The sequence below is a fragment of the Bacteroides celer genome (genome assembly GCF_002632415.2).
Lineage (GTDB): Bacteria > Bacteroidota > Bacteroidia > Bacteroidales > Bacteroidaceae > Bacteroides.
The window spans coordinates 3549699-3571941 of record NZ_CP178209.1 but is presented as its reverse complement, the minus strand read 5'-3'; the positions used below and the strand labels follow the sequence as shown (position 1 = coordinate 3571941).

Annotated in this window: 18 protein-coding genes; 9 read left to right on the top strand and 9 right to left on the bottom strand. The window is 42.7% G+C overall.

The features are described from left to right. Nucleotides 1-188: 188 nt before the first annotated feature. Genes CJF29_RS14525 through CJF29_RS14510 form a run of 4 tightly spaced genes read left to right on the top strand, consistent with a single transcriptional unit; the run spans nucleotide 189 to nucleotide 4615 of the window. Nucleotides 189-629 (top strand): MarR family winged helix-turn-helix transcriptional regulator, encoded by a 441-nt coding sequence (locus tag CJF29_RS14525; protein ID WP_074638476.1) that lies wholly within the window; start codon nucleotides 189-191, stop codon nucleotides 627-629. Next, on the top strand, nucleotides 610-1929 hold the full coding sequence (locus CJF29_RS14520) for a TolC family protein (protein WP_004300159.1): 1320 nt from the start codon (nucleotides 610-612) through the stop codon (nucleotides 1927-1929). Before CJF29_RS14525 ends, CJF29_RS14520 begins: the two co-directional genes overlap by 20 nt. A 14-nt stretch (nucleotides 1930-1943) precedes the next feature. Then, nucleotides 1944-3014 carry an HlyD family secretion protein gene (locus CJF29_RS14515; protein ID WP_074638478.1) on the top strand — a complete coding sequence of 357 codons (1071 nt, stop codon included), beginning with the start codon at nucleotides 1944-1946 and terminating at the stop codon, nucleotides 3012-3014. Next, on the top strand, nucleotides 3011-4615 hold the full coding sequence (locus tag CJF29_RS14510) for an MFS transporter (RefSeq protein WP_074638480.1): 1605 nt from the start codon (nucleotides 3011-3013) through the stop codon (nucleotides 4613-4615). The genes CJF29_RS14515 and CJF29_RS14510 overlap by 4 nt, the downstream gene beginning before the upstream one ends. Before the next feature lie 116 nt (nucleotides 4616-4731). Here CJF29_RS14510 and CJF29_RS14505 read toward each other — a convergent pair whose 3' ends face one another. Together CJF29_RS14505 and CJF29_RS14500 are read right to left on the bottom strand one after the other, a co-directional pair. Then, nucleotides 4732-6222 carry a UxaA family hydrolase gene (locus tag CJF29_RS14505; protein WP_074638481.1) on the bottom strand — a complete coding sequence of 497 codons (1491 nt, stop codon included), beginning with the start codon at nucleotides 6220-6222 and terminating at the stop codon, nucleotides 4732-4734. Between the two features lie 30 nt (nucleotides 6223-6252). After that, nucleotides 6253-7317: a LacI family DNA-binding transcriptional regulator gene (locus tag CJF29_RS14500; protein WP_074638491.1), complete on the bottom strand. Its 1065-nt coding sequence runs from the start codon at nucleotides 7315-7317 to the stop codon at nucleotides 6253-6255. Between the two features lie 253 nt (nucleotides 7318-7570). Here CJF29_RS14500 and CJF29_RS14495 point away from each other — a divergent pair, with 253 nt between their 5' ends. Together CJF29_RS14495 and CJF29_RS14490 are read left to right on the top strand one after the other, a co-directional pair. Beyond that, a complete protein-coding gene (locus tag CJF29_RS14495) occupies nucleotides 7571-8596 on the top strand; it encodes a sugar kinase (RefSeq protein WP_007752090.1) in 1026 nt (341 codons plus the stop codon). Between the two features lie 61 nt (nucleotides 8597-8657). Further along, entirely contained in the window at nucleotides 8658-9326 is a 669-nt protein-coding gene (locus CJF29_RS14490) for a bifunctional 4-hydroxy-2-oxoglutarate aldolase/2-dehydro-3-deoxy-phosphogluconate aldolase (protein ID WP_004300153.1), read from the top strand. Nucleotides 9327-9909: 583 nt separating this feature from the next. Here the strand turns inward: CJF29_RS14490 and CJF29_RS14485 are convergent. From CJF29_RS14485 to CJF29_RS14455, 7 genes are read right to left on the bottom strand one after another with little or no spacing between them, the layout of a single operon-like run. After that, entirely contained in the window at nucleotides 9910-10248 is a 339-nt protein-coding gene (locus tag CJF29_RS14485) for a DUF2149 domain-containing protein (protein WP_004300151.1), read from the bottom strand. Then, nucleotides 10235-10843: a MotA/TolQ/ExbB proton channel family protein gene (locus CJF29_RS14480; RefSeq protein ID WP_004300150.1), complete on the bottom strand. Its 609-nt coding sequence runs from the start codon at nucleotides 10841-10843 to the stop codon at nucleotides 10235-10237. The genes CJF29_RS14485 and CJF29_RS14480 overlap by 14 nt, the downstream gene beginning before the upstream one ends. Before the next feature lie 9 nt (nucleotides 10844-10852). Beyond that, nucleotides 10853-11566, bottom strand: coding sequence for a hypothetical protein (locus CJF29_RS14475; RefSeq protein ID WP_074560311.1), 714 nt, complete (start codon nucleotides 11564-11566; stop codon nucleotides 10853-10855). Between the two features lie 6 nt (nucleotides 11567-11572). Continuing rightward, the gene (locus CJF29_RS14470) at nucleotides 11573-15919 is read right to left on the bottom strand and encodes a cobaltochelatase subunit CobN (protein ID WP_099146495.1); all 4347 of its coding nucleotides are present in this window, start codon (nucleotides 15917-15919) and stop codon (nucleotides 11573-11575) included. 38 nt (nucleotides 15920-15957) lie between these two features. After that, entirely contained in the window at nucleotides 15958-18105 is a 2148-nt protein-coding gene (locus tag CJF29_RS14465) for a TonB-dependent receptor (RefSeq protein WP_099146496.1), read from the bottom strand. Then, complete coding sequence (locus CJF29_RS14460; protein ID WP_099146497.1) at nucleotides 18102-18785, bottom strand: HmuY family protein; 684 nt, start codon at nucleotides 18783-18785, stop codon at nucleotides 18102-18104. Before CJF29_RS14460 ends, CJF29_RS14465 begins: the two co-directional genes overlap by 4 nt. A gap of 15 nt (nucleotides 18786-18800) precedes the next feature. Beyond that, nucleotides 18801-19697 carry a calycin-like domain-containing protein gene (locus CJF29_RS14455; RefSeq protein ID WP_099146498.1) on the bottom strand — a complete coding sequence of 299 codons (897 nt, stop codon included), beginning with the start codon at nucleotides 19695-19697 and terminating at the stop codon, nucleotides 18801-18803. A 196-nt stretch (nucleotides 19698-19893) separates the two neighbouring features. Between CJF29_RS14455 and CJF29_RS14450 the strand changes: the two genes are divergently transcribed. The 3 genes from CJF29_RS14450 (at nucleotide 19894) to CJF29_RS14440 (ending at nucleotide 22157) form a co-directional block, all read left to right on the top strand. Further along, nucleotides 19894-20775: a hypothetical protein gene (locus CJF29_RS14450; protein WP_004308057.1), complete on the top strand. Its 882-nt coding sequence runs from the start codon at nucleotides 19894-19896 to the stop codon at nucleotides 20773-20775. 18 nt (nucleotides 20776-20793) lie between these two features. Continuing rightward, nucleotides 20794-21174 (top strand): thioesterase family protein, encoded by a 381-nt coding sequence (locus CJF29_RS14445; protein WP_099146499.1) that lies wholly within the window; start codon nucleotides 20794-20796, stop codon nucleotides 21172-21174. 80 nt (nucleotides 21175-21254) lie between these two features. Beyond that, on the top strand, nucleotides 21255-22157 hold the full coding sequence (locus CJF29_RS14440; RefSeq protein ID WP_099146500.1) for a cation diffusion facilitator family transporter: 903 nt from the start codon (nucleotides 21255-21257) through the stop codon (nucleotides 22155-22157). The last annotated feature ends 86 nt before the right edge of the window (nucleotides 22158-22243 follow it).

The window sequence follows — 22243 nt, the reverse complement described above, 5'->3', positions numbered from 1 at the left end:
TATTTTAATGGTAAATATTTGAATGGTATGATAAGGTGTTAATATACAGTTGTTTAATGAGTGAATGAACGAATAGTCAGAAATTATGTAAAGAGGGTTTGAAAATGAAATTAGTCAAACGTTTGACTAATTCGGAGGAAATACCTAACTTTGCCGCCGAAACGAAACAGGTAAAAAGAGTATAGAAAATGAGAGAAGGAGCAGAGTTTAGAGAACTCATGTTGCAGATTGTTCGTACCCGTATGGCTTTCCGCCGGTCTATGCAACGGACATTGAGAAAAAATAATGCGGGTATTACGTTTGAGATGCTTCAGGTATTAAGTAGTTTATGGCATGAGCAGGGAATTAGTCAGCAGATATTGGCGGAACGCATTGCAAAAGATAAGGCATGTCTCACCAATTTGATGAATAATCTGGAAAAGAAAGGGTATGTTCACCGGAAAGAAGATCCTGCCGACCGTCGTAATAAACTGGTGTTCCTGACTCCCGAAGGGGAAGAATTTAAAGAACAGATTCGTCCGATTCTCGATCAGGTCTATGTATACGCAGAAAAGATTGTTGGTATAGAGAGCATTGAAACTATGTTGTCTGAATTAAAGAGTGTATACGATGTACTTGAAAATGTATAAGAAGTATGGGGCGGTTTTATCTAGCCTGTTTTTGGCTGCTCAATCCATAAATGCACAAACAGATTCTTTGTTTCTCACTATCGATCAGCTTTTTGAACGGGGAGTACAGCATAGTCTGCAACTTCAGGCGGATGTAATGAAAGAATCTATGGCGCAGGAGCGGATACGGACCGCACGGTCTGCACAGTTACCGGAACTGCAGATCGGACTGAAAGGGGGATTTGTAGGGCAGCCTGTTGTTTGGGAACGGGGATTATCCGATCCTTCATACCCGGAAGCGCCGGACTGGTCACAAAATTATGCGATTGATCTGGCACAGCCTCTCTATCAGGGTGGTAAAATCCGAAGTGCCATTCATAAAGCGGATATAGAAAAGCAAGTTGCCGAACTACAAACGTTGACCGATGAGGCGGAAATAAAGTTACGGTTACTCAATCAGTATATGAACTTGTTTAGTCTGTTTAAGCAACATGAGATCCTGACACGGAATATTGAAGAGTCGGAACTCCGGTTACGCGATATCCGGCGAATGAAAAAAGAGGGGCTGATTACCAATAATGATGTATTGCGGAGCGAAATGCAGCTGACTAATGACCGACTGTCTTTGGAGGAAGCGGAAAATAGCATTGCGCTTGTATCGCAGCAACTCAATATCTTGTTGGGGCAGGATGAGAACTTGTTATTACAACCGGATACAACCATTCTCTATCAGGCAGTTGCTTTGCAGTCCTATGATGACTATATTGTTCAGGCGTATGAAAATGATCCGGCGATGAGGCTGCTTCGCGCACAGACAGAATTGGCAAGGAATGAAATCCGTTCTGCCCAATCCTTATCTCTTCCCAGTGTGTCGCTATATGCATCGAATACATTGGCACGTCCCGTTTCACGTACATTGGCGGATATGTATAACAATAACTGGAATGTGGGAGTATCGGTTTCCTATCCTTTATCTTCACTGTACAAGAACAATCATAAAGTAAAAGAGAGCAAACTGATGGTGTCTTTGCGGAAGAATGAAGAAGAACAGAAAATGCAGGGAATCCGCATGGATGTGCGTTCGGCATTTTTACGCCACAGGGAAGCGTTGCAGAGGGTAGAGGCTCTAAAACTGTCTGTCCGGCAAGCGGAAGAAAATTACCGTATTATGCAGAATCGTTATCTGAATCAACTGGCTATCCTGACTGATTTACTTGATGCGAATTCCGTCCGTTTGAATGTGGAATTGCAGTTGGTCACTGCACGCACTCGTGTGATTTATACTTATTATCAACTTCAGAAGGCTTGTGGACGTCTTTAATAAACAGAACAGATATGGCAATTGAATGGAAAGAAAAACAGAAGAAACTGAAAAAAGTAAGAGTTCGTAATATTGTTTTAAATTTATTATGTGTCTGTTTGGCTGTCTCCGGACTTTGGTGGACTGCTAATTACTTCTGGCGTTATGTGAATTACGAAGTGACTAATGATGCTTTTGTAGATCAATATGTAGCTCCTTTGAATGTCCGGGCTTCGGGTTATATCAAGGAGGTTCGTTTTAAGGAACATCAATATGTCCATCAGGGAGATACTCTGCTGGTGCTTGACAATCGTGAATATCAGATTAAGGTAAAAGAAGCGGAAGCTGCATTGTTGGATGCACATGGCTCGCAGGATGTTCTTCATTCGGGTATTGAAACTTCCCATACGAATATTGCCGTACAGGATGCCAACATCGCTGAAGCGAAAGCGAAACTCTGGCAATTGGAACAGGATTATCATCGTTTTGAACGTTTGTTGAATGAAGAATCTGTTCCGGAACAACAGTATGAGCAAGCGAAAGCTGCTTATGAGGCAGCAAAGGCACGTTATCAGGCATTAGTTGCACAGAAACAGGCGGCATTATCACAATATGCGGAGACAAGTAAGAAAACAACCGGTACGGAGGCTGCCATTTTGCGTAAAGAAGCAGACCTGGATTTGGCTAAGCTGAATCTGTCTTATACGGTTCTCACTGCCCCTTATGATGGATATATGGGTAGGCGTACGCTTGAACCCGGTCAATATGTGCAGACCGGACAGACTATTTCTTATTTGGTGCGTAACAAGGACAAGTGGATTACCGCTAATTATAAAGAAACGCAGATTGCTAATATCTATATTGGCCAGCAGGTGCGTATTAAAGTAGACGCAGTGCCCGGGAAGATTTTCCACGGGGAAGTCACTGCAATTTCCGAAGCAACCGGGTCTAAATATTCCTTGGTTCCTACAGATAATTCTGCCGGCAATTTTGTAAAGGTACAGCAGCGAATCCCTGTGCGTATCGACTTGGAAGATGTTTCTCCGGAAGAAATGGCACAATTGAGAGCCGGGATGATGGTGGAAACAGAAGCTTTACGCAAATGATTACCATGAAGGAATTGGAGGCACCTGTTCGTCAATGGGTGCCCGATTGGCTTGGGCTTATCAGCATTTTCATCGTGATTCTTCCGGTCACTATGCTCAATGGCTCGTATACAGGCAGTATGCTGGAAGTGTCGAACACGCTGGGTACTAATTCGGAAGATATTACGATGGGGTATTACGCTGCTTCGGCGGGTATGGCTATCGCATACCCGATTATTCCTAAGGTGTTGGCAGCCTTTTCCGTGAAATCTCTGTTATTGATTGATTTAGTATTGCAATTCTTCTTGAGTTGGGTTTGTGCGCGTACGCAAAACGCAGATATTTTGATTGTCTGTAGTTTTGCTGTCGGTTTCTTGAAAGGGTTTCTTATGTTGTGGTTTATTCGTTATGCCCAGAAGATTTTCAGTCCGAAGAATGTGCGTAGCGAGTTCTATTCTTATTTTTATCCGTTGGTTTACGGTGGGGGACAAGCTTCAATGCTGGTAACGGCTTTACTGGCGTATCATTATAACTGGAAGTATATGTACTACTTTATGATGGTATTGATCTTGATTTCCATTCTGTTTGTTATCATCTGTTTCCGGCATAACCGTCCCATAAAAGCTGTCGCATGGTCTGAACTGCATATCCGTGAGATGTTTGTTATTTCAGCCGGGTTGCTGATGTTGATGTACGTTATCAATTATGGCAAAGTGCTCGATTGGATGGCTTCCGGCAAGATATGTATTTATATTGTAATAGCACCTATGCTGATTGCACTGTTCATCTGGTATCAGAGCCGTTCGGAGAATCCTTATGTAAGTCTGGCTCCTTTATTCCAACCCAAAGCAATTGTGGGCTATTTTTATATGATGCTCGTGATGTTTTTCAGTACATCAACCACTTTGCTGACTAACTATCTGACTGTTATTCTGAAAGTAGATACTACGCATACCTATTCTCTTTATATTTATTTGCTTCCGGGATATGTAGTCGGCGCCTTTATTTGTTTTTGGTGGTTTCGCTGGCAACGGTGGCGTTTCCGTTTTCTGATAGCGGGAGGAATGAGTTGCTTTGTGATTTTCTTTGCCATTTTGTATTTTGGCATTTCTCCGGATAGTACGTATGAGATGCTCTACCTGCCTATCTTCTTTCGTGGTTTGGGTATGTTGACTTTGATTATTGCTTTTGCCCTGTTTGCCGTGGAAGACTTGAATCCGAAATACTTATTGTCGAATGCTTTCTTCCTGATTATTTTCCGTTCCGTGTTGGCACCTATCATGGCGACTTCTTTTTATAGTAATGTACTGTACCGACTGCAACAAAAATATATGTATTCTTTGTCGGAGACTATAACTGCTGCTGATCCATTGTCGTCAGCACGCTATAGCCAGTCGCTGAACAATGCGATGACACAGGGACATCCGTATGATGAGGCTGCGCAGTTGGCAACCAACTCCTTATATAATACGCTACAACAACAAAGCCTGTTGCTGGCACTGAAAGAGATTCTGGGTTATTTGTTGGTTATATCTGTTGTCATAGCTGTGATTTCTCGTTTTATTCCTTTCCATAAAACAATCCGCGTTACGTTTAAGAAAACAGGCGATGATATGGTATAACAAAAAAAGAGTTGCTATCCTTCACTCAATGATAAGTTGAACGGGATAGCAACTCTATTGTTTTAACAATGTATCTTTTATCTTCGATATATTTGTTGTATCAGATAGCGACCTGTTTACAAGGTTACCCCTGTTTTAAAGATAGCAATTTCGCGATAGCCTTTCTTTTCGTTGTTTACGAATTCACCGCTTGCCACTTTGATGATATAATCAATGAAGCGTTCACAAGTCTTTTCCATCGGTTCGTTTTCTACGATCACACCGGCGTTGAAGTCAATCCATCCCGGTTTGTTTTTAGCCAGGGTTGAATTGGTGGAAATCTTCATGGTCGGAACAAAAGTGCCGAAAGGAGTACCGCGTCCGGTGGTGAAAAGTACCATGTGACATCCACTTGCTGCAAGAGTAGTGGCTGCAACCAGGTCATTGCCCGGAGCAGAAAGCAGGTTGAGTCCTTTTTTCTGTAAACGTTCGCCGTAAGGCATTACGCCGGATACATAACTCTTTCCACATTTCTGGGTACATCCCAGTGCTTTTTCTTCCAGAGTAGAGATACCACCGGCTTTGTTGCCCGGAGAAGGATTTTCACCTACAGGCTCTCCATGTGACAGGAAGTATTCTTTGAAGTCATTAATCAGATGGACAGTCTGTTCAAACAGCTCTTCGTTCTTACAACGGTTCATCAGGATCGTTTCTGCGCCGAACATTTCCGGAACTTCAGTCAATACGCTTGTACCTCCCTGTGCAATCAGGAAATCGGAGAACATGCCCAACAATGGGTTGGCTGTAATGCCGGAGAAACCGTCAGAACCACCGCATTTTAATCCCACACGAAGTTCGGACAAAGGTACATCGGTACGTTCGTCTTTAGAGGCTTTTGCATATAAATCACGCAGGATTTCCATTCCTTCTTCATATTCGTCACCTACCTTTTGGGTAACCATAAATTTGACGCGGTCTTCATCGAACTCGCCCAGGAATTCACGGAATATATCCGGCTGGTTATTCTCACATCCCAAGCCTACTACCAATACAGCACCTGCATTGGGATGGAGCACCATGTCACGAAGAATCTTTTTCGTATTCTCGTGGTCGTCACCAAGTTGCGAGCAACCGTAGTTGTGTGGGAAAGCGACGATGGCGTCCACTCCCTTACCTTCGGTTTCGCGACGCAGTCCCTCGGCCAGTTGTCCGATGATACCGTTTACGCAACCTACAGTCGGGATAATCCATATCTCGTTTCTTACACCTACATCACCGTTTTTGCGACGGTAACCTTTGAAAGTAAGATCTTTATGAGGAATATCTAAAGAAACCTGAATCGGGTTGTACGTGTAGTCCAACAATCCGGCAAGGTTGGTTTTGATGTTCGTTTCGTTCATCCAGTCACCCTGTTTCTTTGCCATTCGTGCATGTCCGATCGGGTAACCGTACTTGATTACATTTTCACCTTCCGCAAAATTCTTTAGTGCGAATTTATGTCCGGCAGGAATATCCTCGTTCAATGTAATCTCAATGCCATCTATAGAAAGATGCTCTCCTGCCGGGAGGTTAACAATGGCAACGGCAACGTTGTCGGCAGGATTAATTTTTAAATACTTTGTTTCCATGTAATGTACTTGTAAAGTTGTACTTTGTTGTTATTTGCTATGGTAATAGTCTATTGTCTCTACTGTTAACAGATCAATGGGCATATAGTTGATACGAGTCACTTCTTTCTTGAAAATAAGATGATCGCATAGAGCTTTGATGCCATTGGCTCCTTGCAGTTCCGGCTGCTGGGCGATGAGGAAGGAGATACTTCCTTCTTTCAGGCAGGTGACATTCCGTTCCAGAAGGTCATAGCCTATCAGATTGAAGTCTTTCTTTCCACGGCTTTGCAGGTACTCGCCAACGATGTAGGCTTTAGAGTTGAAAGTGATTCCGTTCTTAACCATCGGATAAGTGCGGAAGAATTCGTCTAGCATCTCGTTATCTTCGTCGTTGCGTTCGGCATGCAAGTCAAGTTCCAGTATAGTACAAGACGGATGATGTTCTTTCATGTACTGCCTAAAACCGATTTCTCTGTTCTCCTGCTGATTAGATCCTACAATTCCTTCATGTATTTTGCGGAAAATCACAATTTCCTTTTCCTCCCGTGCCAGTAACATCATCATTCGAGCAGCGAAATATCCGCTTTGACGTGAGTTCTGACCAAAGAAGGCGAGGGGAGGAACCTCTTTAATATTGGAGTCTATATATATATAAGGTATATTCAGTGCCTGCAACTGATCGGTGAATCCTTTCGTATATTGCGGAGCGGTAGGAGCTACCATCACTCCGTCCGGCTGCAGGGCCAGGATGGCTTCGCTGGCGTTGACGAATGAATGATAATCGTATGGATCGTAATAGTTGATTTTCACCGAAGTATTGAAATCCGAATAGGTCGCGATAGCTTCATGAATACCGATTTCTACAGCCGTCCAGTATTCGCCTTCCAGATGCTCCGGCAAAAGGCAGATAAACGTATACTTCTTGTTGGAAGCCAGAGCGCTGGCGTACATATTGGGCTGGTAGTCAAGCTGCTTCAGAATTTCTTCTACGCGTTTCTTACTGGCCTCCGATACTCCGCTACGTCCGTGAATAACGCGGTCTACTGTTCCCACTGATACATCTGCTAGACGGGCGATGTCTTTGATTCTGATCCTTTCGGGCAATTTATTCATACGATAACCTTTATTTATATAGGTTTTTGTGCTCGCACACAATAATAATCTTAATATTTTCGATACAAATATATAACAATTTTTGTAATTACGAAAATTGTTGTATCTTTGTGCCCGCACACGAAAGGTATGTGATGTTAGTTATCTTATAGATTAACGGTCATATAATCAATGTGTTAACCCCTAAAATAGGGCTGAAATGATAAATTGAAAGTTCATAATATTAATAACTTAGAATTTAAAACATAAGATTATGGGAAAGAAAGTCGTTACATTAGGCGAAATCATGCTTAGATTATCAACTCCGGGTAATACTCGTTTTGTTCAATCTGATTCTTTTGATGTAGTATATGGTGGTGGTGAAGCTAACGTTGCAGTAAGCTGTGCCAACTACGGACATGACGCTTATTTCGTAACCAAATTACCGAAACACGAAATTGGACAGTCTGCTGTTAACGCATTGCGTAAATATGGCGTAAAGACAGACTTTATTGCTCGTGGTGGCGACCGTGTAGGTATCTACTACTTGGAAACAGGTGCTTCTATGCGTCCTAGCAAGGTTATTTATGACCGTGCTCACTCTGCTATTGCTGAAGCTGACGCTGCTGATTTCGACTTTGATGCAATCATGGAAGGTGCTGACTGGTTCCACTGGTCTGGTATCACTCCGGCTATTTCTGACAAGGCTGCCGAGTTGACTCGTCTGGCTTGTGAAGCTGCAAAACGTCACGGTGTAACTGTTTCTGTTGACTTGAATTTCCGTAAGAAACTGTGGACTAAAGAAAAAGCACAGTCTATTATGAAACCGTTGATGCAGTTTGTAGACGTATGTATCGGTAACGAAGAAGATGCAGAACTTTGTCTGGGCTTCAAACCGGATGCTGACGTTGAAGCTGGTCACACAGATGCTGAAGGTTACAAAGGTATCTTCCAGCAAATGATGAAAGAATTCGGATTCAAATATGTAGTTTCTACTTTGCGCGAATCTTTCTCTGCTACTCACAACGGCTGGAAAGCTATGATCTACAACGGTGAAGAATTCTATACTTCAAAACGTTATGATATCGATCCGATCATCGACCGTGTAGGTGGTGGTGACTCTTTCTCCGGTGGTATTATCCATGGTTTGATGACTAAACCTAATCAGGGTGCTGCCCTTGAATTTGCAGTTGCTGCATCTGCTTTGAAACATACTATCAATGGTGACTTCAACCTTGTTTCTGTAGAAGAAGTAGAAGCATTGGCTGGTGGTGACGCAAGCGGTCGCGTACAGAGATAAATAGGTAATAGAGAGTTGAAAGTTTATAAAGTCAATTCATTTTAAAATAGTAAATAATAAGATGGCAAAATTCGATAAAATAGCCGTATTAAATAAGATCGGCTCTACAGGAATGGTTCCTGTATTCTATCACAAAGATGCAGAAGTTGCAAAGAAAGTAGTAAAGGCTTGTTATGACGGTGGTGTTCGTGCTTTCGAATTCACAAACCGTGGTGACTTTGCACAGGAAGTATTTGCTGAAATCGTTAAGTTCGCAGCAAAAGAATGTCCTGAAATGGCAATTGGTATCGGTTCTATCGTTGATCCGGCTACTGCTGCTATGTACTTGCAACTGGGTGCTAACTTCGTAGTAGGTCCGTTGTTCAACCCTGAAATAGCTAAGGTATGTAATCGTCGTTCGGTTGCTTACACTCCGGGATGCGGTTCTGTATCGGAAGTTGGTTTTGCACAGGAAGTAGGTTGCGATCTTTGCAAAGTATTCCCGGGTGATGTTTACGGAACTAACTTCGTGAAAGGTTTGATGGCTCCGATGCCATGGTCTAAGCTGATGGTAACAGGTGGAGTAGAACCTACTAAAGAAAACCTGACTGCATGGATTAAAGCCGGTGTATTCTGCGTAGGTATGGGCTCTAAACTGTTCCCGAAAGATAAGGTAGCAGCAGAAGACTGGGCTTATGTAACTGCAAAATGTGAAGAAGCTCTCGGCTATATTGCTGAAGCTCGTAAATAAGATTAGAGAGCGAAAGCTATCTATAATAAAAAGAGGTTGATGCGACAGTCTCTTTTAAAATATGCCTCGAGGGTTAGTTAGTTTAGTTAGTATATGAGGCATATTTTCATTTTGTTTAAAGGTGTTTAAAGGGGATAGGCCATCGGAATGAGTGACTCATTTCGGTGGCTTGTTTTTTTATTTCCTTTTTATATGTTGTCGATGTTCGAATATATAAATGGGCAGGAATATTAACAAGAAGCAGAGAATACTGATGAGGAGCAGATAACGGTTGTAGAGATACTCTCCCTCCTGGGGAGGAGCACTTAACAGGCATCTTAAGCAATCGCAGTCCATATCCTGACTGTCGTGCTGGCAAAGCAAAAAGCAGAAAGTAAAGAGGACAATACCTAATAACAGGCAGATGATTAGTAGATTTCTGCGATAATGTGTGTGTCTTTTGTCGGGTTTTGATAAAGAAGAAACCATGTTTTGTTCTGATAGTTATCAATGTAAAATGAAAGAAATAAAGGGCAGACAATGCCTGAATAGGATTGTCCTGCCCGATACTATTGATTATTGGTAGGAAATATACTTTTAATGGTTATTCCGGAACATAAATAATCTCACCGTTATCCAGTTCGTAGGCTATCCCTACTTTTCTTCCTCTTTTCCCTGAATCCTCCTCTTTCTGACCGGAAGGCTTGTAAGTGTTTATTTTCTTTCCTTCCTTGGAGATGATTTCCATATTTTCTTTACCAGGATTCTTCACGATGGTGAAATCTTCCTGTCCGAAAACTTCCGTCATATTCATGTGCATCACCATTGCTACCATCAATGCCACGGCAAATACCATCGCTACGTCGAACAAGTTTACTACTACACTTAGCGGGTCGGTATCCTCTTCTTTGAGGAATTTGCTGACTCTTCTATTTCTTTTCATTATTGGACTCTCCGGTTGTTTCGTTTAATACTCTTGATACATAATCGAGGTTGTTGACATCTTTGGCATACCAACGTTGTTTGAACTGCATGGATATCAGTCCCACAGCACTAATAACCAGACCCACAACGGTCGTTGCAAATACTACCTGCATATTATATGCCATTCCGGATATGTCTCCTGTAGAAAGTCCAACAAGTGCCGGACTCATGGAAATCAATGTTCCTATCAATCCGAGAACCGGACCTATCTTAGCCAACATTTTAGAAAGAGACACATCTTTCTCTGCTTCATTCTCGAATTTTGTTATCAGGAAGTCTGAATAATCTGCACTGGCCGGATGGTAGAGCAGATCGCGGAGATAACCCATATATAGTGAATTGTCTTTGTCGGGTAAAGCTGCTTTCAGATCGTCTATCCGTGCATCTTTAATGAGTTGGTCCAGTGCTTTGTCATTTTTACGTTTGGTCATGTACATGTTGTAGGTGCCTCCGATCAAAATAAGTGAGCGAACGAACAGGCACAGCAAAATAATGATATCGGGTATAAGTAAACTGTTTGCTACCCAGAATAATAATTTAGAAATGAGTTCCATATATATATTTTATTGATTGATTTTACTTCTTTTTTTTAATTCTCTACGTTGTAATAAAGGCCATTTCAGCTTGTTCCAGGCGAATCCGATAAGAAACAGGACAACGAACAGACCGATGGACAAGATAATAGCTTTCCAGTTGAGCGCCTCTTCGGTGGCAGCATAGGTCGTTTTCCCATTGACAGTGGTCAGTAGTCCGAGGATACAGATGAATAAGCTGACAAGGAAATGAACTTCCAACCGGAGATCGTCTTCGGGTACAAGATACTTCATCAGCCGGCTTAATAATGGGATGGCGATAACCACTATCCCTGCAAGTGACCAGGCTGTCACTGAAAAGTCTACGCCAGGTAACCGGAAGATAGCTTCTGTGAGATAGTAGAATAATACGGGGAAGAGCAACAAGCTGGGATACCAGCGAAGTAATTCCGCCCACCATAAATTCTTCTTACCATAAAGTCCGCGCAGGAAAGCCACGCAATAGCCGAAGCAGAGTGCTGACTCAAGCGTTATGATAATAGCCATGTTTTGCAATGCTTCCGTGTTCTGCAGATAATCAGCAATCTGTGTCTTTGACTGGAGAATAGCATACTGCCAGGTGCCGGCCACAAAAAGACCGGCAATCAGGCTGTATATTACGGTTTGCCAAAGTTTCCAGAAACTGAGTTTGAAACTGCAGTTAATCACGATAAACAGCATTAATATGTGAATGATTAACTCCATATTACATTACTTTTTCCGTTTCTTTTTAAGTATTAGCAGCATGACAACAAATGCTACCAGAACAATACCTGCGATAAGGCCTCCATTCAAAGAGTTTTGCTCTTCCTGTGCTCCTTGTACGGCATCGCTCGATTGTTTCTTCAATACCATGCCTCCTTTGGTCGCTTCTCCGTCCAGGGTGGCTTGTTTCATTTGTTTCAGTTCCTTGTTGTAGTTGGCTGCGGTTTGCGCATCTACTTGAGAGGCGATGAACTGCTGTAATTTGGCATTGTCTCCGGTAAATCCGCTGCCCGAAGGACCGAACTGTCTGACAAGGTCTGTATGCAGCTTGGCAATATTGGAGAGTTGCTCCGGAGAGGCTTTCCAATATCCTTTGCGGGCAGTTTCCATCATAACGGCGGTCACTTCCTGTAAAGCTGCGGGATTCTGTTTTTCAAAGAAGTCTTTTACATTCAGTTTGTATTTGTCTTTGACATATACATCATATATGTTATCCCAAAGTTCCTTGTCGATAGCAGTAGGTTTCATCACATTCCAGCCATACGTATTCGTTACAGTCTGGGCAACCTCGCTTGCAGCAGAAGAACCGCCTTTCATTTTCTCTTTGATATAGGTAGGATTCAGAATCGTTGTACGGCTTTCTACACCGACTGCTTCTTTAAGTTCCTGCATTTTCATGTTGTTGCGGTTCCGGTAGTCGCTAAGATAAGCGTCCGGGTCTTTACCGGTAACATTGCGTACGGCAAGATTCATACCTCCCATAAATTCATATACGTGGTCGAGGCTTAATGCTCCCCAAGTGTTGCTTTGGCGGGGCTGAACGACCACATCAGTACTGTTCAATGCTGCTTCAAAAGCAAATTTCTGAAAGACTTCCCAGTGTTTTTCGTCACCGTAGAAGGCTCCCATATTGTTGAGGTAAGTATCTGCAATTTCCGATTCACTTTCCCAGCGGTCGCCGGATTCCACCATTCCCTGAATTCCTGTACCATACATGCCATTAGCACCTCCGAATACTCGGAAAGAAGCCATTTCGCGTGCATCTTTCGGACTGACACCTTTTTCGGTCAACACTCTTTCAGCTTCTACCACACTGGCGGCTACCTGATTTTCAAACTTGTCGTCTTTCGCTGCCGCAGCCATTTCTACTGCACGGTTAATCAGGAAGAGGCGGGAAGCGGCGATATCACGGAGTTGTCCGGAAGTCTGGACTACTACGTCGATACGCGGACGTCCCAGTTCGGCTGAAGGAATCAGTTTTAGATCACTGACACGACCGAATGCGTCACGAACAGGTTCTACTCCCAGCATATACAGTACTTGAGCAATAGTAGCCCCACCGGTTTCTATAAATTCGGAAGACCAGAGAGTATAACTCACTTTACGTGGAATTGAATCATTGTGACGTTGCTTGTAAGTATCAATCGTTTGTTTGGCTAAAGCGATACCTTTTTCCCAAGCGGATTCTGTAGGAGTTGCTTCGGCATTGATAGCATACATATTACGTCCGGTTGGTAAAGCATTCGGATTAGCAATCGGATCACCTCCGGGAGTAGGAGCGGTGTATCCACCTTCCAATGCATTCATCAGACTGCTTAACTCTTTTTCGGGACTTGTCAGAAGTGCGTTCTTGTAGTTGCCTACATTCTTGATTGTACGTTCTACTTCAGCGATGGCAAGTGCCAGCTCGATTTCTTCTTTATTGTATTCTTTCGGAGCTTTTCCCATAGCGGCCATCATGGCAGCCATACCTTGAGGTTTTTCTTTATTAGCTTTCATTCCGGCTTCCATTTTCTTCAATGCTTCCGGACTTGCTCCCATAGACTTAGCCATTTTCATAGCTTTTTCAGGATCCATGTTGGCGCCCATTTTCTTCATAGCCTCTTTCATGCTTTCGGGCATTTGACCATGAGGAGAACCCTCTTTAGAGACAGATGCCGGATGTCCTTTACCAGCTTTCTTTTCATCGGATTGTTCACTCTTTGCCGATGCAGCCATCATCATTGCCATCATACCTTTCGGAGCATTGCGGTCTGCTTCTATTTGACGAGCCTTGGCTAGTTCCTGTGCGGTGATACCGGCAGTACGACAAATCAGTTCATCTGTGGCTAGTGCAGGATTAGCGAGTAACTTTTCTACCAGATGGCGAGCAGGAGTCAAGTACTGTTGTGTAAAGAGGCTGCGGTGCTTGCTAACGGCATCTGTCGCTTTACCACGTTGCTTGTCAAGAGCCAGCAGACTGTATGCGATAGGTTCTGTAGCCATTGCATAGACGGAAGAAGTGATCCGTTCCGCTTCATAAGGAACTCCCATTGTGTAGAGTTGTCCGGTGATTTTCTCGGTAGCCAGTTCTTCTGCGAAGTTTTCTACACGGGCGATTTCATCTTCCGTATATGGTTTGTTGGCAATGCTGTCCAAACCTAAATCACGGTGAATTCCCATTTTCACAGTCAGCGTTTTGACAGCTAATGATTCCTGATCTTTATTCTCTTTGTGAGAGTTATTGTAAATCTTGATTTTTTCCATCAGCTCCCGATAAATACCACGCACACTGCTTTCAAGGAAAGGAGGAGTGAGGTACGACTGTATGGTGGCATACGAACGGCGTTTAGCCATCATTCCTTCACCAACATTACCAATAGAGTAGATATAGAAGTGCGGAACTGCTCCAACCAGGCGATCCGGCCAGTCGTTGCTGCACAATGCCACTTGTTTTCTGGGAGTAAATTCAAGACTTCCATGTGTACCGAAATGGATCAGTGCGTCAGCCTTGAAACCATGTTGCATCCATAGATAGGAAGCAATATAAGTATGAGGAGGAGCCATATTAGTGCCATGAATCACTTGGAAGGAGTTGTCCCCGCTTCCGGCAGCATTTTGTGGCATTAAGACTACATTCCCGAATTGCAGACGGGCAATACCCAATTTACCGTCGTTAGTCGCCATATAGTTGCCGGGGAATTCGCCGAAAGCATCCACCACTTCCTGATATTTTTCAGGGCGGAGTGACTCTTTCACCCAACTTTCATATTGATCTTTGGTGATAAGTTCGGGATGTCCTTTTTGCATAAAGTCATTAAAGGCTCCCTCTGCGTAAGAGTTGAACACAGCGCCTTGAGCCTGTATCATTTTACCCAGTTCTTCAGCATTTGCAGGCAGACCGGATATGTTGTATCCTTCCTGTTTCATGCGGACCAGAAGATTGTATAGGGAAGGAACCACCTCCATACCGGCAGCGGTCAATGCATTTTGCCCCGGACCTTTATAATAGTAGATAGCTACCTTCTTCTCGCTGTTCGGCTTAGTATTCAGATTCAAATAATTATTGATTGTGGATACGAAAGTCTTCAAGCGTTCGGGTACTGCATACGAATGGCGCAATCCTTCTTCATCCTCATATTGTGCAAAGAGAGCGAAAGGACGGATGGCACCGTCGATTTCCGGAGTCACGATACTTTGTGACATAAATCCTCCTGTCATTCCCATCGGATCTTTCTCCCATTCGTCTACCAGACTGTTGATGGTGAGCGGAGCAAACAAGAGGATATTCTTAGCTTTCAGATAATCCACCATTTTGTCTCCCATGCGTCCGTGTGCCATGTTGATGATTGCGTCTGGCTGCACTTCGTCAATAAATGACATGAATTTCGTCATTGACTGAACCGGATAAACATTGTAACCTTCTTTTTCAAGAGCCTCAATAAGTCCGGTGGCATCAGCCATTTGTCCGGTTATCATGATTTTACGTGCTCCTTCTTTATAAAGACGGTTGTCCTTCATGAATTTCTCATAATCTGCCACGGTGAGGAACTCCAGTTCATCATCCGGGTTGGTGAGTCCGGCGTGATAGAGCATGTCACTGGGTCTTTCTGCCGGGTCTTCCACTTCCGGTATGGAAGAGATTTTACCGTCAATAGCTTTACGGATATAATTCAGCATATTCCGGTAGTTGGTTTTTCCTCCGTTGGTCAGATAACCTCGTATCAGATTCTGTTGTACGCTGTCCAGATTACAAATGTTGTTGGCCGGGTTGGTAGCCATGGAAGTATATACAGGAATACCTTTGTCGGCAGCCTGTTGTATCTGTTGACGTTGTTCCTCGACGATACGCAGACCCATTCCGTTGATGAATACCATGTCGTAACCGGTCAGACGGTCGAGGTTGTCGAGCGATACTTCACTGAGTTTGATGGATGAATTGTCGTTGGCTTTCGATATACTTCCCTGCTGTATGGTCTGGAAGTTGATGAAAGCAATCTTTGTAGGACTGAACCAGATATTCCATACGGACATCCCTATCAGAGCTGCAGCAACGGTGCATACACCTAAGATGATTTTACTTTTCTTTTTCATTTCTCTTATTTTTAGCTTTGTATGTAGTTTTATCTTTTCTATTTTCTGAAGAACCTGTCTACGTCTAATGCAAGTCCGATGGAGAAGTTGGTTCCCTGGGTATAAGGAGAGTTTGCGTCATAATAGCTTGGAACATAATTAAATATGTTGTTGACGGCCATATTCAGGCTGACTCCTTTCCAGATCCCTTGTGTCAACGTCAGGTTCCACATCGTATATCCCGGATAAGTCACTCCGGTAGTCCCTTCATCCGGATTATTGCCCACATATTTATTGGTTTCTACTTTGGATAACGCACGTCCGTTCAGGGAAAGATTGAATTGATAATTATCCCATGATTTGCCGTATTCGATACGTGCGGTCGCTGAATGTGGGCGGGTACTGGAGAATTTCATTTGTCCGTCGCACATAAACTCGTGGAGGTATCCGTAAGAAACACGTATTCCCAGACCACAAGGATATTTGGCGGAGGCGTTGATATCCACACCGGCGATGTCTACTTTCTCTGTATTGATATATAGCTGTGCCCATCTTCCGTCAGTGTCGCGGAATGAAGTCAGGTCGATCCGGTCATTGACAAGGTTGTAATATCCTGAAACGGTAAAATTGTAACGGTTCTTGGTATATTCCGCCGAGAGCGAGAAGTTGTGGCTCGTCTCCGATTTCAGGTCGGGATTACCATAAATCATCATGGCATTTGCCATGTCGAAGTTCATATACATTTCTTTGAGGGTAGGAGAGCGGAATCCCTGTGAGTATGAGCCACGGAGAGAGCAGTTGGCTATTTTGTACATCAGTCCGATGTGCGGAGATATATGACGTACGTTAGATTGTGAGAAATAGTCGAAACGTACCCCGCTGATTACGTTGAAATGTTCGGTCGGGTTCCAGTCGAACTGTCCGAATGCATCTGCCGAGTGCATGGTATAACTTCCATTGTTGGTAAATTGATAAGACAATAGATAGTCACGCATATAATCTCCTCCTACGGTCAGAATGTTTTTATCGTTGAAGGTGTAATTGTAGAGTGCGCGTACGCTATGTTGCACATTGCTGTAATCGCGGACATCGTATTTGTATGAGGTCAGATAATCACTTTTATCATATTGGTCGAATGTATAGGCAACTTCCAGATTACTCATGATGTTGAAATCATAGTTGGCTTTCAGACCTCCGCTGAAATCACGATAACGGTCTTTGCTATCGCCGGTCTTATCCCGTTCGCGGAAATAATAACCTCTGCGTGCAGTCAGTTTCAACTGTTCAATCGGTCTGTAAACAAGACGTTCTTTCACATTCCATGTGCGGTTTCCGAAGATGGTTGTCACATCTCCTTCCGGTACGTCGTAAGAATCGGACATTGTATGTTGCACATTCGTCTGGCTGTTGAATTTACCGGCTTTGAAACTGAAAGTTCCGCCATATCGTTGGTCGTTATGTTCACCGAAGCGGCTGTTTACATTTAAATTCCATGGGTCCTCGGAATCACGGGTGATGATGTTGATTACGCCACCTACTGCACTGGAACCATAGAGAGTAGAGGCAGCCCCTTTTACAATTTCTACCCGTTCCACGTTATCGAGGTTCAATCGGTTGTAGTCGACGTTGTTTAAAGTTTCTCCTGCCAGGCGTTCGCCATCTACCAGGAAGAGTACAGAGTTTCCTCCGAATCCCTGCATATTGATAGAAACCTGCTGATCCATTGAATAGGAAAATTCAATGCCCGGCAGTTCCGATTGTAATAATTGTCCTACGTTGGTTGCATCTACCTTCTTAATATCGTCTGCTGTGATTACACGAGTGATGATAGGAGCATCTTTCAGTAATTTGGGAGTACGTGTACCTGTGACAACCACTGTTCCCAGGTCAAACTGATCTTCCGATAAGCGGAAACTTAGTCTTTTCTCTTTCCCTACAGTCAGTCTTTTTTCTTGTGGCTGATAGCCTACATACGAGGCGGTGATGAGGTATGTACCGGTTCCGGGGAGTTGTAATGTATATGTGCCGTCGACGGATGTGACGGCTCCGGTTCCTTTACCTTTGATGGAAATCGTTGCACCAGGGAGAGGTTCCCCTTCTGTATCAGTTACACGTCCGCTGATGTGATAAGTTGAGTGTTGTGCTAATGTGGTGCAAGTTGCTATAAATGAAAAAAGCAATAATGATATTATAAATGTAGGTTTCATTCTTGTTGATTGGTTTCATTGTTGTTGTCCTCGAACTCAAGCGGATACTGGAAATCGAAGTCAATATATCCTTTTAGACCTCTGGCATTCATGTAGTTGGTAAAACGGATCGCTGCGTATGTATTGTCTTTCAAACGTATCAAAAAAACTTGGTTTGACATGGTGTATACCGGAGGCATTGTTGCAGTATTAACGTCCAGCCAACTGGAAAGAACAGCATTACGGTAAGACTCTGTGTAGATAATGTTTCCGTCCATCATGCCCGACATGTCAATGGCTATTTTATCGGTTGTCCATTCATCTTCTACAAAATCTTCCGCTTTAGGCAGTTTACCTGTTGCTTTAAACTCGTCGATACTTGTGTAAGTTGTTTTGTAGGCAGCACCCTCGTTGGTTTTTATATCATAACGATGAATAGCGAAATCCCACTTATCAGGAATTTGACTCTCATATTCCTCTCCGATTTTAACGGTGGTAACCGTACGTTCCGAAAGGTTAATGTAGGCCCATTCTGTATATTCAACAGTCTTGACTTGTGAAAAGCTATTCTCCTTGATTTCCATCTCCGTTTCGATGGGGGCATCATAAATATTTTCAAATATTCCATTACAAGCAGAGAGCGACATTGCCGCTCCCACTACTATAGTATATTTGAAAATAGCGTTCCTGCTTCTTTTCATTGCTTATTTAATCGTTTATTGTGCGCTGTTAGTATTGCTTCCAGTAAAGTCTGTTGTAATATCCCATGGCATACTTCCTGGTTTAAAAACTACAGTAATAGTAGTTGTTCCGTCTGACTTAACTGTACCACTTAAACTCGTACCGGTGATTGCCAGAATTTCTCCTGTAGTCTTTTGGGTGTCTGCTTCAAAGCTACCGATATTGAGTGAGTAACTACCGTCGTTTGCTTTAGTAACATTTACTCCCTTTACGGTGAACTTTTCAAAATAATTCATAGAACCACTTGTGTTATTGAAGCCGCTAATTGTAACATCTACTGTACTGCCTGTTGGATTTTCGATGATAACTTTGCAATCTTCAGTAGATTCAGTGGTATTCCCTTCTGGAGTAGTGACTGAAAGAGATAAATGAGTTTGGTATTTATAAGTATCTTTTATATAATAACCAACAGGTGTTTCTCCCTGTATGAAATCAATCTCCATTTTTCCCATAGGTACAGGAATATCAACATTGGCTTTCAAGCTTAACACTTTAGAACCATCTACACTACCTTCTAATGTGTAGTCGTAGCTACCGCCTGTGCTGCCGCTCATAGACATGGCAACTTCACCGGAACCGCTGAAAGATTTATTAGAAGAAGGTTTTAAATTATTCAGAGTGAAATCTCCAGATCCGGATTTATATACCAAATTGATGGTACCATCTTCGTTGGCAGTGATTGTTGCTGTGGATTCATCACCCAACAAATAATCAGAGAACATATTGCATGCGCCGACTGAATAACCTTTATAAGCTCCTGCTATTTCTTTGGCAAGGTTAGGTTCATCGTCGTCGTTGTCGCTACAAGAAACGAAAGTAGAAGAAAGAGATAGTGCCATAAGGGCAACCATCCAAAAGTTTAAGATTTTCATACTTAATTTTGATAGATAATGATTAATTAAATTTCCAGATGCAAAGTTACGGGGATATATATACGGGGGAAATACCTAAAAGAAATGAAAAAATGAGAGGCTTTAATTATATGTAGGTATTGGGAGGAGTGGATTAACTCGTTATTTTTGCAGTCTTTTACTGAATTGATGATTAAAAAATTAAAATGAGAAGAAAATGAAAGGCGGCTACAGTAGAAAAAGTGTATTGACAGGGATTACTTCTTTCCTGATTGTATTGTTTACTATGCCGTTGGGGCATGCATTAATGATTTTTATGGAGCATGTGCTCTCATCCACAGCTCTTCACTATGCGGCTTTCACGATGGGAGCAGTAGGTCTGGTGATGGTGATTATTGGAGTGTTTGCAAAGGGAGATACACGACAGACGTTATGGGGATTATTCGGAGGACTACTCTTCTGGACCGGATGGGTAGAGTTTATCTACGTATATTATGCACATCGTTATGAAGTGCAACCATTGCTGAACGCTGCCGGTGAAGTCGTGACAAAACCGGAATACTTAATCATGCCTTCTTCCTTCGGTTTTTGGGTGATGTTTATGTTGATTTACATTTTCAGTATAAAAAGCGGATGCGACTTCTTTACCTATCTTCAAAAAGTCTTTTTCCGTAAGAGTACCACCACGATTGTAGTACGGCCGATGACACGTCATACATCAATTGTTACTTTTATGGAGTTAAATCTCATCATGTGGACGAGCTATCTCGTGTTGCTCTTCTGTTATGATGAGAATTTTGTCGGCGAGCATAGCCCTGTTACTGCTATAGTTGCTTTCGGCTGTCTGGCAGGTTCATTTTTTATGTTTAAACGCCTGTTGAAAATCACTCAATGGGGATATGCCATGCGCTTTTCTATTGCTACGGTAGTAGTGTTCTGGACTTTTGTAGAAGTATTGGGACGCTGGAATATCTTTCATGAAATATGGGTAGAACCAATGGCATATACAACAGAGATGATTACGATACTTTTGGCTTTCTTAGCTCTGTTGGCCTTTCTATTTTATCAGTCTGCTAAAAAGAAGAATAGTCATAACTAAAATTTAGAATCAGAAATTATGTTAGAAAAAGGATTGCAATTAACAAAGGAAGTAGTGGTTAAACCGGAAAATCTGGCAATGGCAATGGGATCGGGGGATCTCCCTGTCCTTGCTACTCCCGCTATGGTAGCATTCATAGAAAATGCAGCTTTGTCTGCTGTTGAAAATCAATTACCGGAAGGCAGTACAACGGTAGGAGCAATGATTCAGACTACACATCTTAAACCCACTGCATTGGGAGATACGGTTCTTGTAACAGCCACACTTCTTGAGGTAGAAGGACGAAAGTTGACATTTTCTGTAGTAGCCTCTGATTCACAGGGTAAAATTGGTGAAGGAACACATATACGCTATGTGGTAGACCGGAATAAGTTTATGGAAAAACTTGCCAGTCGTTAATACTGCTAAAAGTGGAAAGGGATGAACTAATCTTCGGGTAAGATGTTTTTTGTATATTAGATATAATAACAATATATAATATGGAACCTCATCATCACCACGAACATAGTCATCGGTTGACATCGCTCAATAAAGCTTTTATCATAGGCATCGCTCTGAATATAACTTTTGTCATAGTAGAATTCGGAGTAGGGTTTTATTATAATTCTTTGGGGTTACTTTCCGATGCCGGGCATAATTTGGGTGATGTAGCCAGTCTGGTACTTGCCATGTTGGCCTTCCGGTTGGAGAAAGTTCACCCTAATAGTCGTTACACGTATGGATATAAGAAGAGTACGATACTTGTTTCTTTATTAAATGCAGTTATACTGTTGGTTGCTGTTGGCATTATTATTGCCGAGAGCATAGACAAATTATTTCATCCGGTTTCGGTTGATGGTTCCGCTATCGCATGGACAGCTGGGGTGGGAGTGGTCATCAATGCGCTTACTGCATGGCTTTTCATGAAAGATAAAGATAAGGATCTGAATGTGAAGGGAGCCTACTTGCACATGGCAGCAGATACACTGGTATCTGTCGGTGTAGTTGCTTCCGGTATTATTATTACGTATACAGGGTGGAGCATCATTGACCCGATTATCGGACTTGGCATTGCTGTTATTATTATTGTCTCTACTTGGGGATTGCTTCACGATAGCCTTCGGTTGTCATTGGATGGAGTGCCGGTGGGGATAGATGCTCAAAAAATACAGCAACTTATCATGGAACAGCCCGGTGTGGAGAATTGCCATCATCTACATATCTGGGCATTGAGCACAACGGAAACTGCCCTGACAGCCCATGTTGTCATTGATGACGTAGAGAGAATGGAAGAGATAAAATGTTCAATTAAAAATAAGTTGGAAGAAGCGGATATTCATCATGTGACACTCGAATTTGAAGATAAAAGTATCTCTTGTGAAACTAAAAATAACTGTTATTAGGTATTACTAAGAAATAATATAGCAATTTGTTGCGATTGTCCGGGCTGCGTTAAGTATTTAATTTTGCGGTCCGGATAATTGTTTAT

Excerpts from the sequence above, each read along its gene's own strand:
- CJF29_RS14470 (WP_099146495.1), bottom strand. The coding sequence starts at position 15,919 with ATGAAAAAGAAAAGTAAAATCATCTTAGGTGTATGCACCGTTGCTGCA.
- CJF29_RS14520 (WP_004300159.1), top strand. The coding sequence starts at position 610 with ATGTACTTGAAAATGTATAAGAAGTATGGGGCGGTTTTATCTAGCCTG.
- CJF29_RS14525 (WP_074638476.1), top strand. The coding sequence starts at position 189 with ATGAGAGAAGGAGCAGAGTTTAGAGAACTCATGTTGCAGATTGTTCGT.
- CJF29_RS14465 (WP_099146496.1), bottom strand. The coding sequence starts at position 18,105 with ATGAAACCTACATTTATAATATCATTATTGCTTTTTTCATTTATAGCA.
- CJF29_RS14500 (WP_074638491.1), bottom strand. The coding sequence starts at position 7,317 with ATGAATAAATTGCCCGAAAGGATCAGAATCAAAGACATCGCCCGTCTA.
- CJF29_RS14515 (WP_074638478.1), top strand. The coding sequence starts at position 1,944 with ATGGCAATTGAATGGAAAGAAAAACAGAAGAAACTGAAAAAAGTAAGA.
- CJF29_RS14455 (WP_099146498.1), bottom strand. The coding sequence starts at position 19,697 with ATGAAAATCTTAAACTTTTGGATGGTTGCCCTTATGGCACTATCTCTT.
- CJF29_RS14510 (WP_074638480.1), top strand. The coding sequence starts at position 3,011 with ATGATTACCATGAAGGAATTGGAGGCACCTGTTCGTCAATGGGTGCCC.
- CJF29_RS14480 (WP_004300150.1), bottom strand. The coding sequence starts at position 10,843 with ATGGAACTCATTTCTAAATTATTATTCTGGGTAGCAAACAGTTTACTT.
- CJF29_RS14460 (WP_099146497.1), bottom strand. The coding sequence starts at position 18,785 with ATGAAAAGAAGCAGGAACGCTATTTTCAAATATACTATAGTAGTGGGA.
- CJF29_RS14495 (WP_007752090.1), top strand. The coding sequence starts at position 7,571 with ATGGGAAAGAAAGTCGTTACATTAGGCGAAATCATGCTTAGATTATCA.
- CJF29_RS14490 (WP_004300153.1), top strand. The coding sequence starts at position 8,658 with ATGGCAAAATTCGATAAAATAGCCGTATTAAATAAGATCGGCTCTACA.
- CJF29_RS14450 (WP_004308057.1), top strand. The coding sequence starts at position 19,894 with ATGAAAGGCGGCTACAGTAGAAAAAGTGTATTGACAGGGATTACTTCT.
- CJF29_RS14505 (WP_074638481.1), bottom strand. The coding sequence starts at position 6,222 with ATGGAAACAAAGTATTTAAAAATTAATCCTGCCGACAACGTTGCCGTT.
- CJF29_RS14445 (WP_099146499.1), top strand. The coding sequence starts at position 20,794 with ATGTTAGAAAAAGGATTGCAATTAACAAAGGAAGTAGTGGTTAAACCG.
- CJF29_RS14485 (WP_004300151.1), bottom strand. The coding sequence starts at position 10,248 with ATGAAAAGAAATAGAAGAGTCAGCAAATTCCTCAAAGAAGAGGATACC.
- CJF29_RS14475 (WP_074560311.1), bottom strand. The coding sequence starts at position 11,566 with ATGGAGTTAATCATTCACATATTAATGCTGTTTATCGTGATTAACTGC.
- CJF29_RS14440 (WP_099146500.1), top strand. The coding sequence starts at position 21,255 with ATGGAACCTCATCATCACCACGAACATAGTCATCGGTTGACATCGCTC.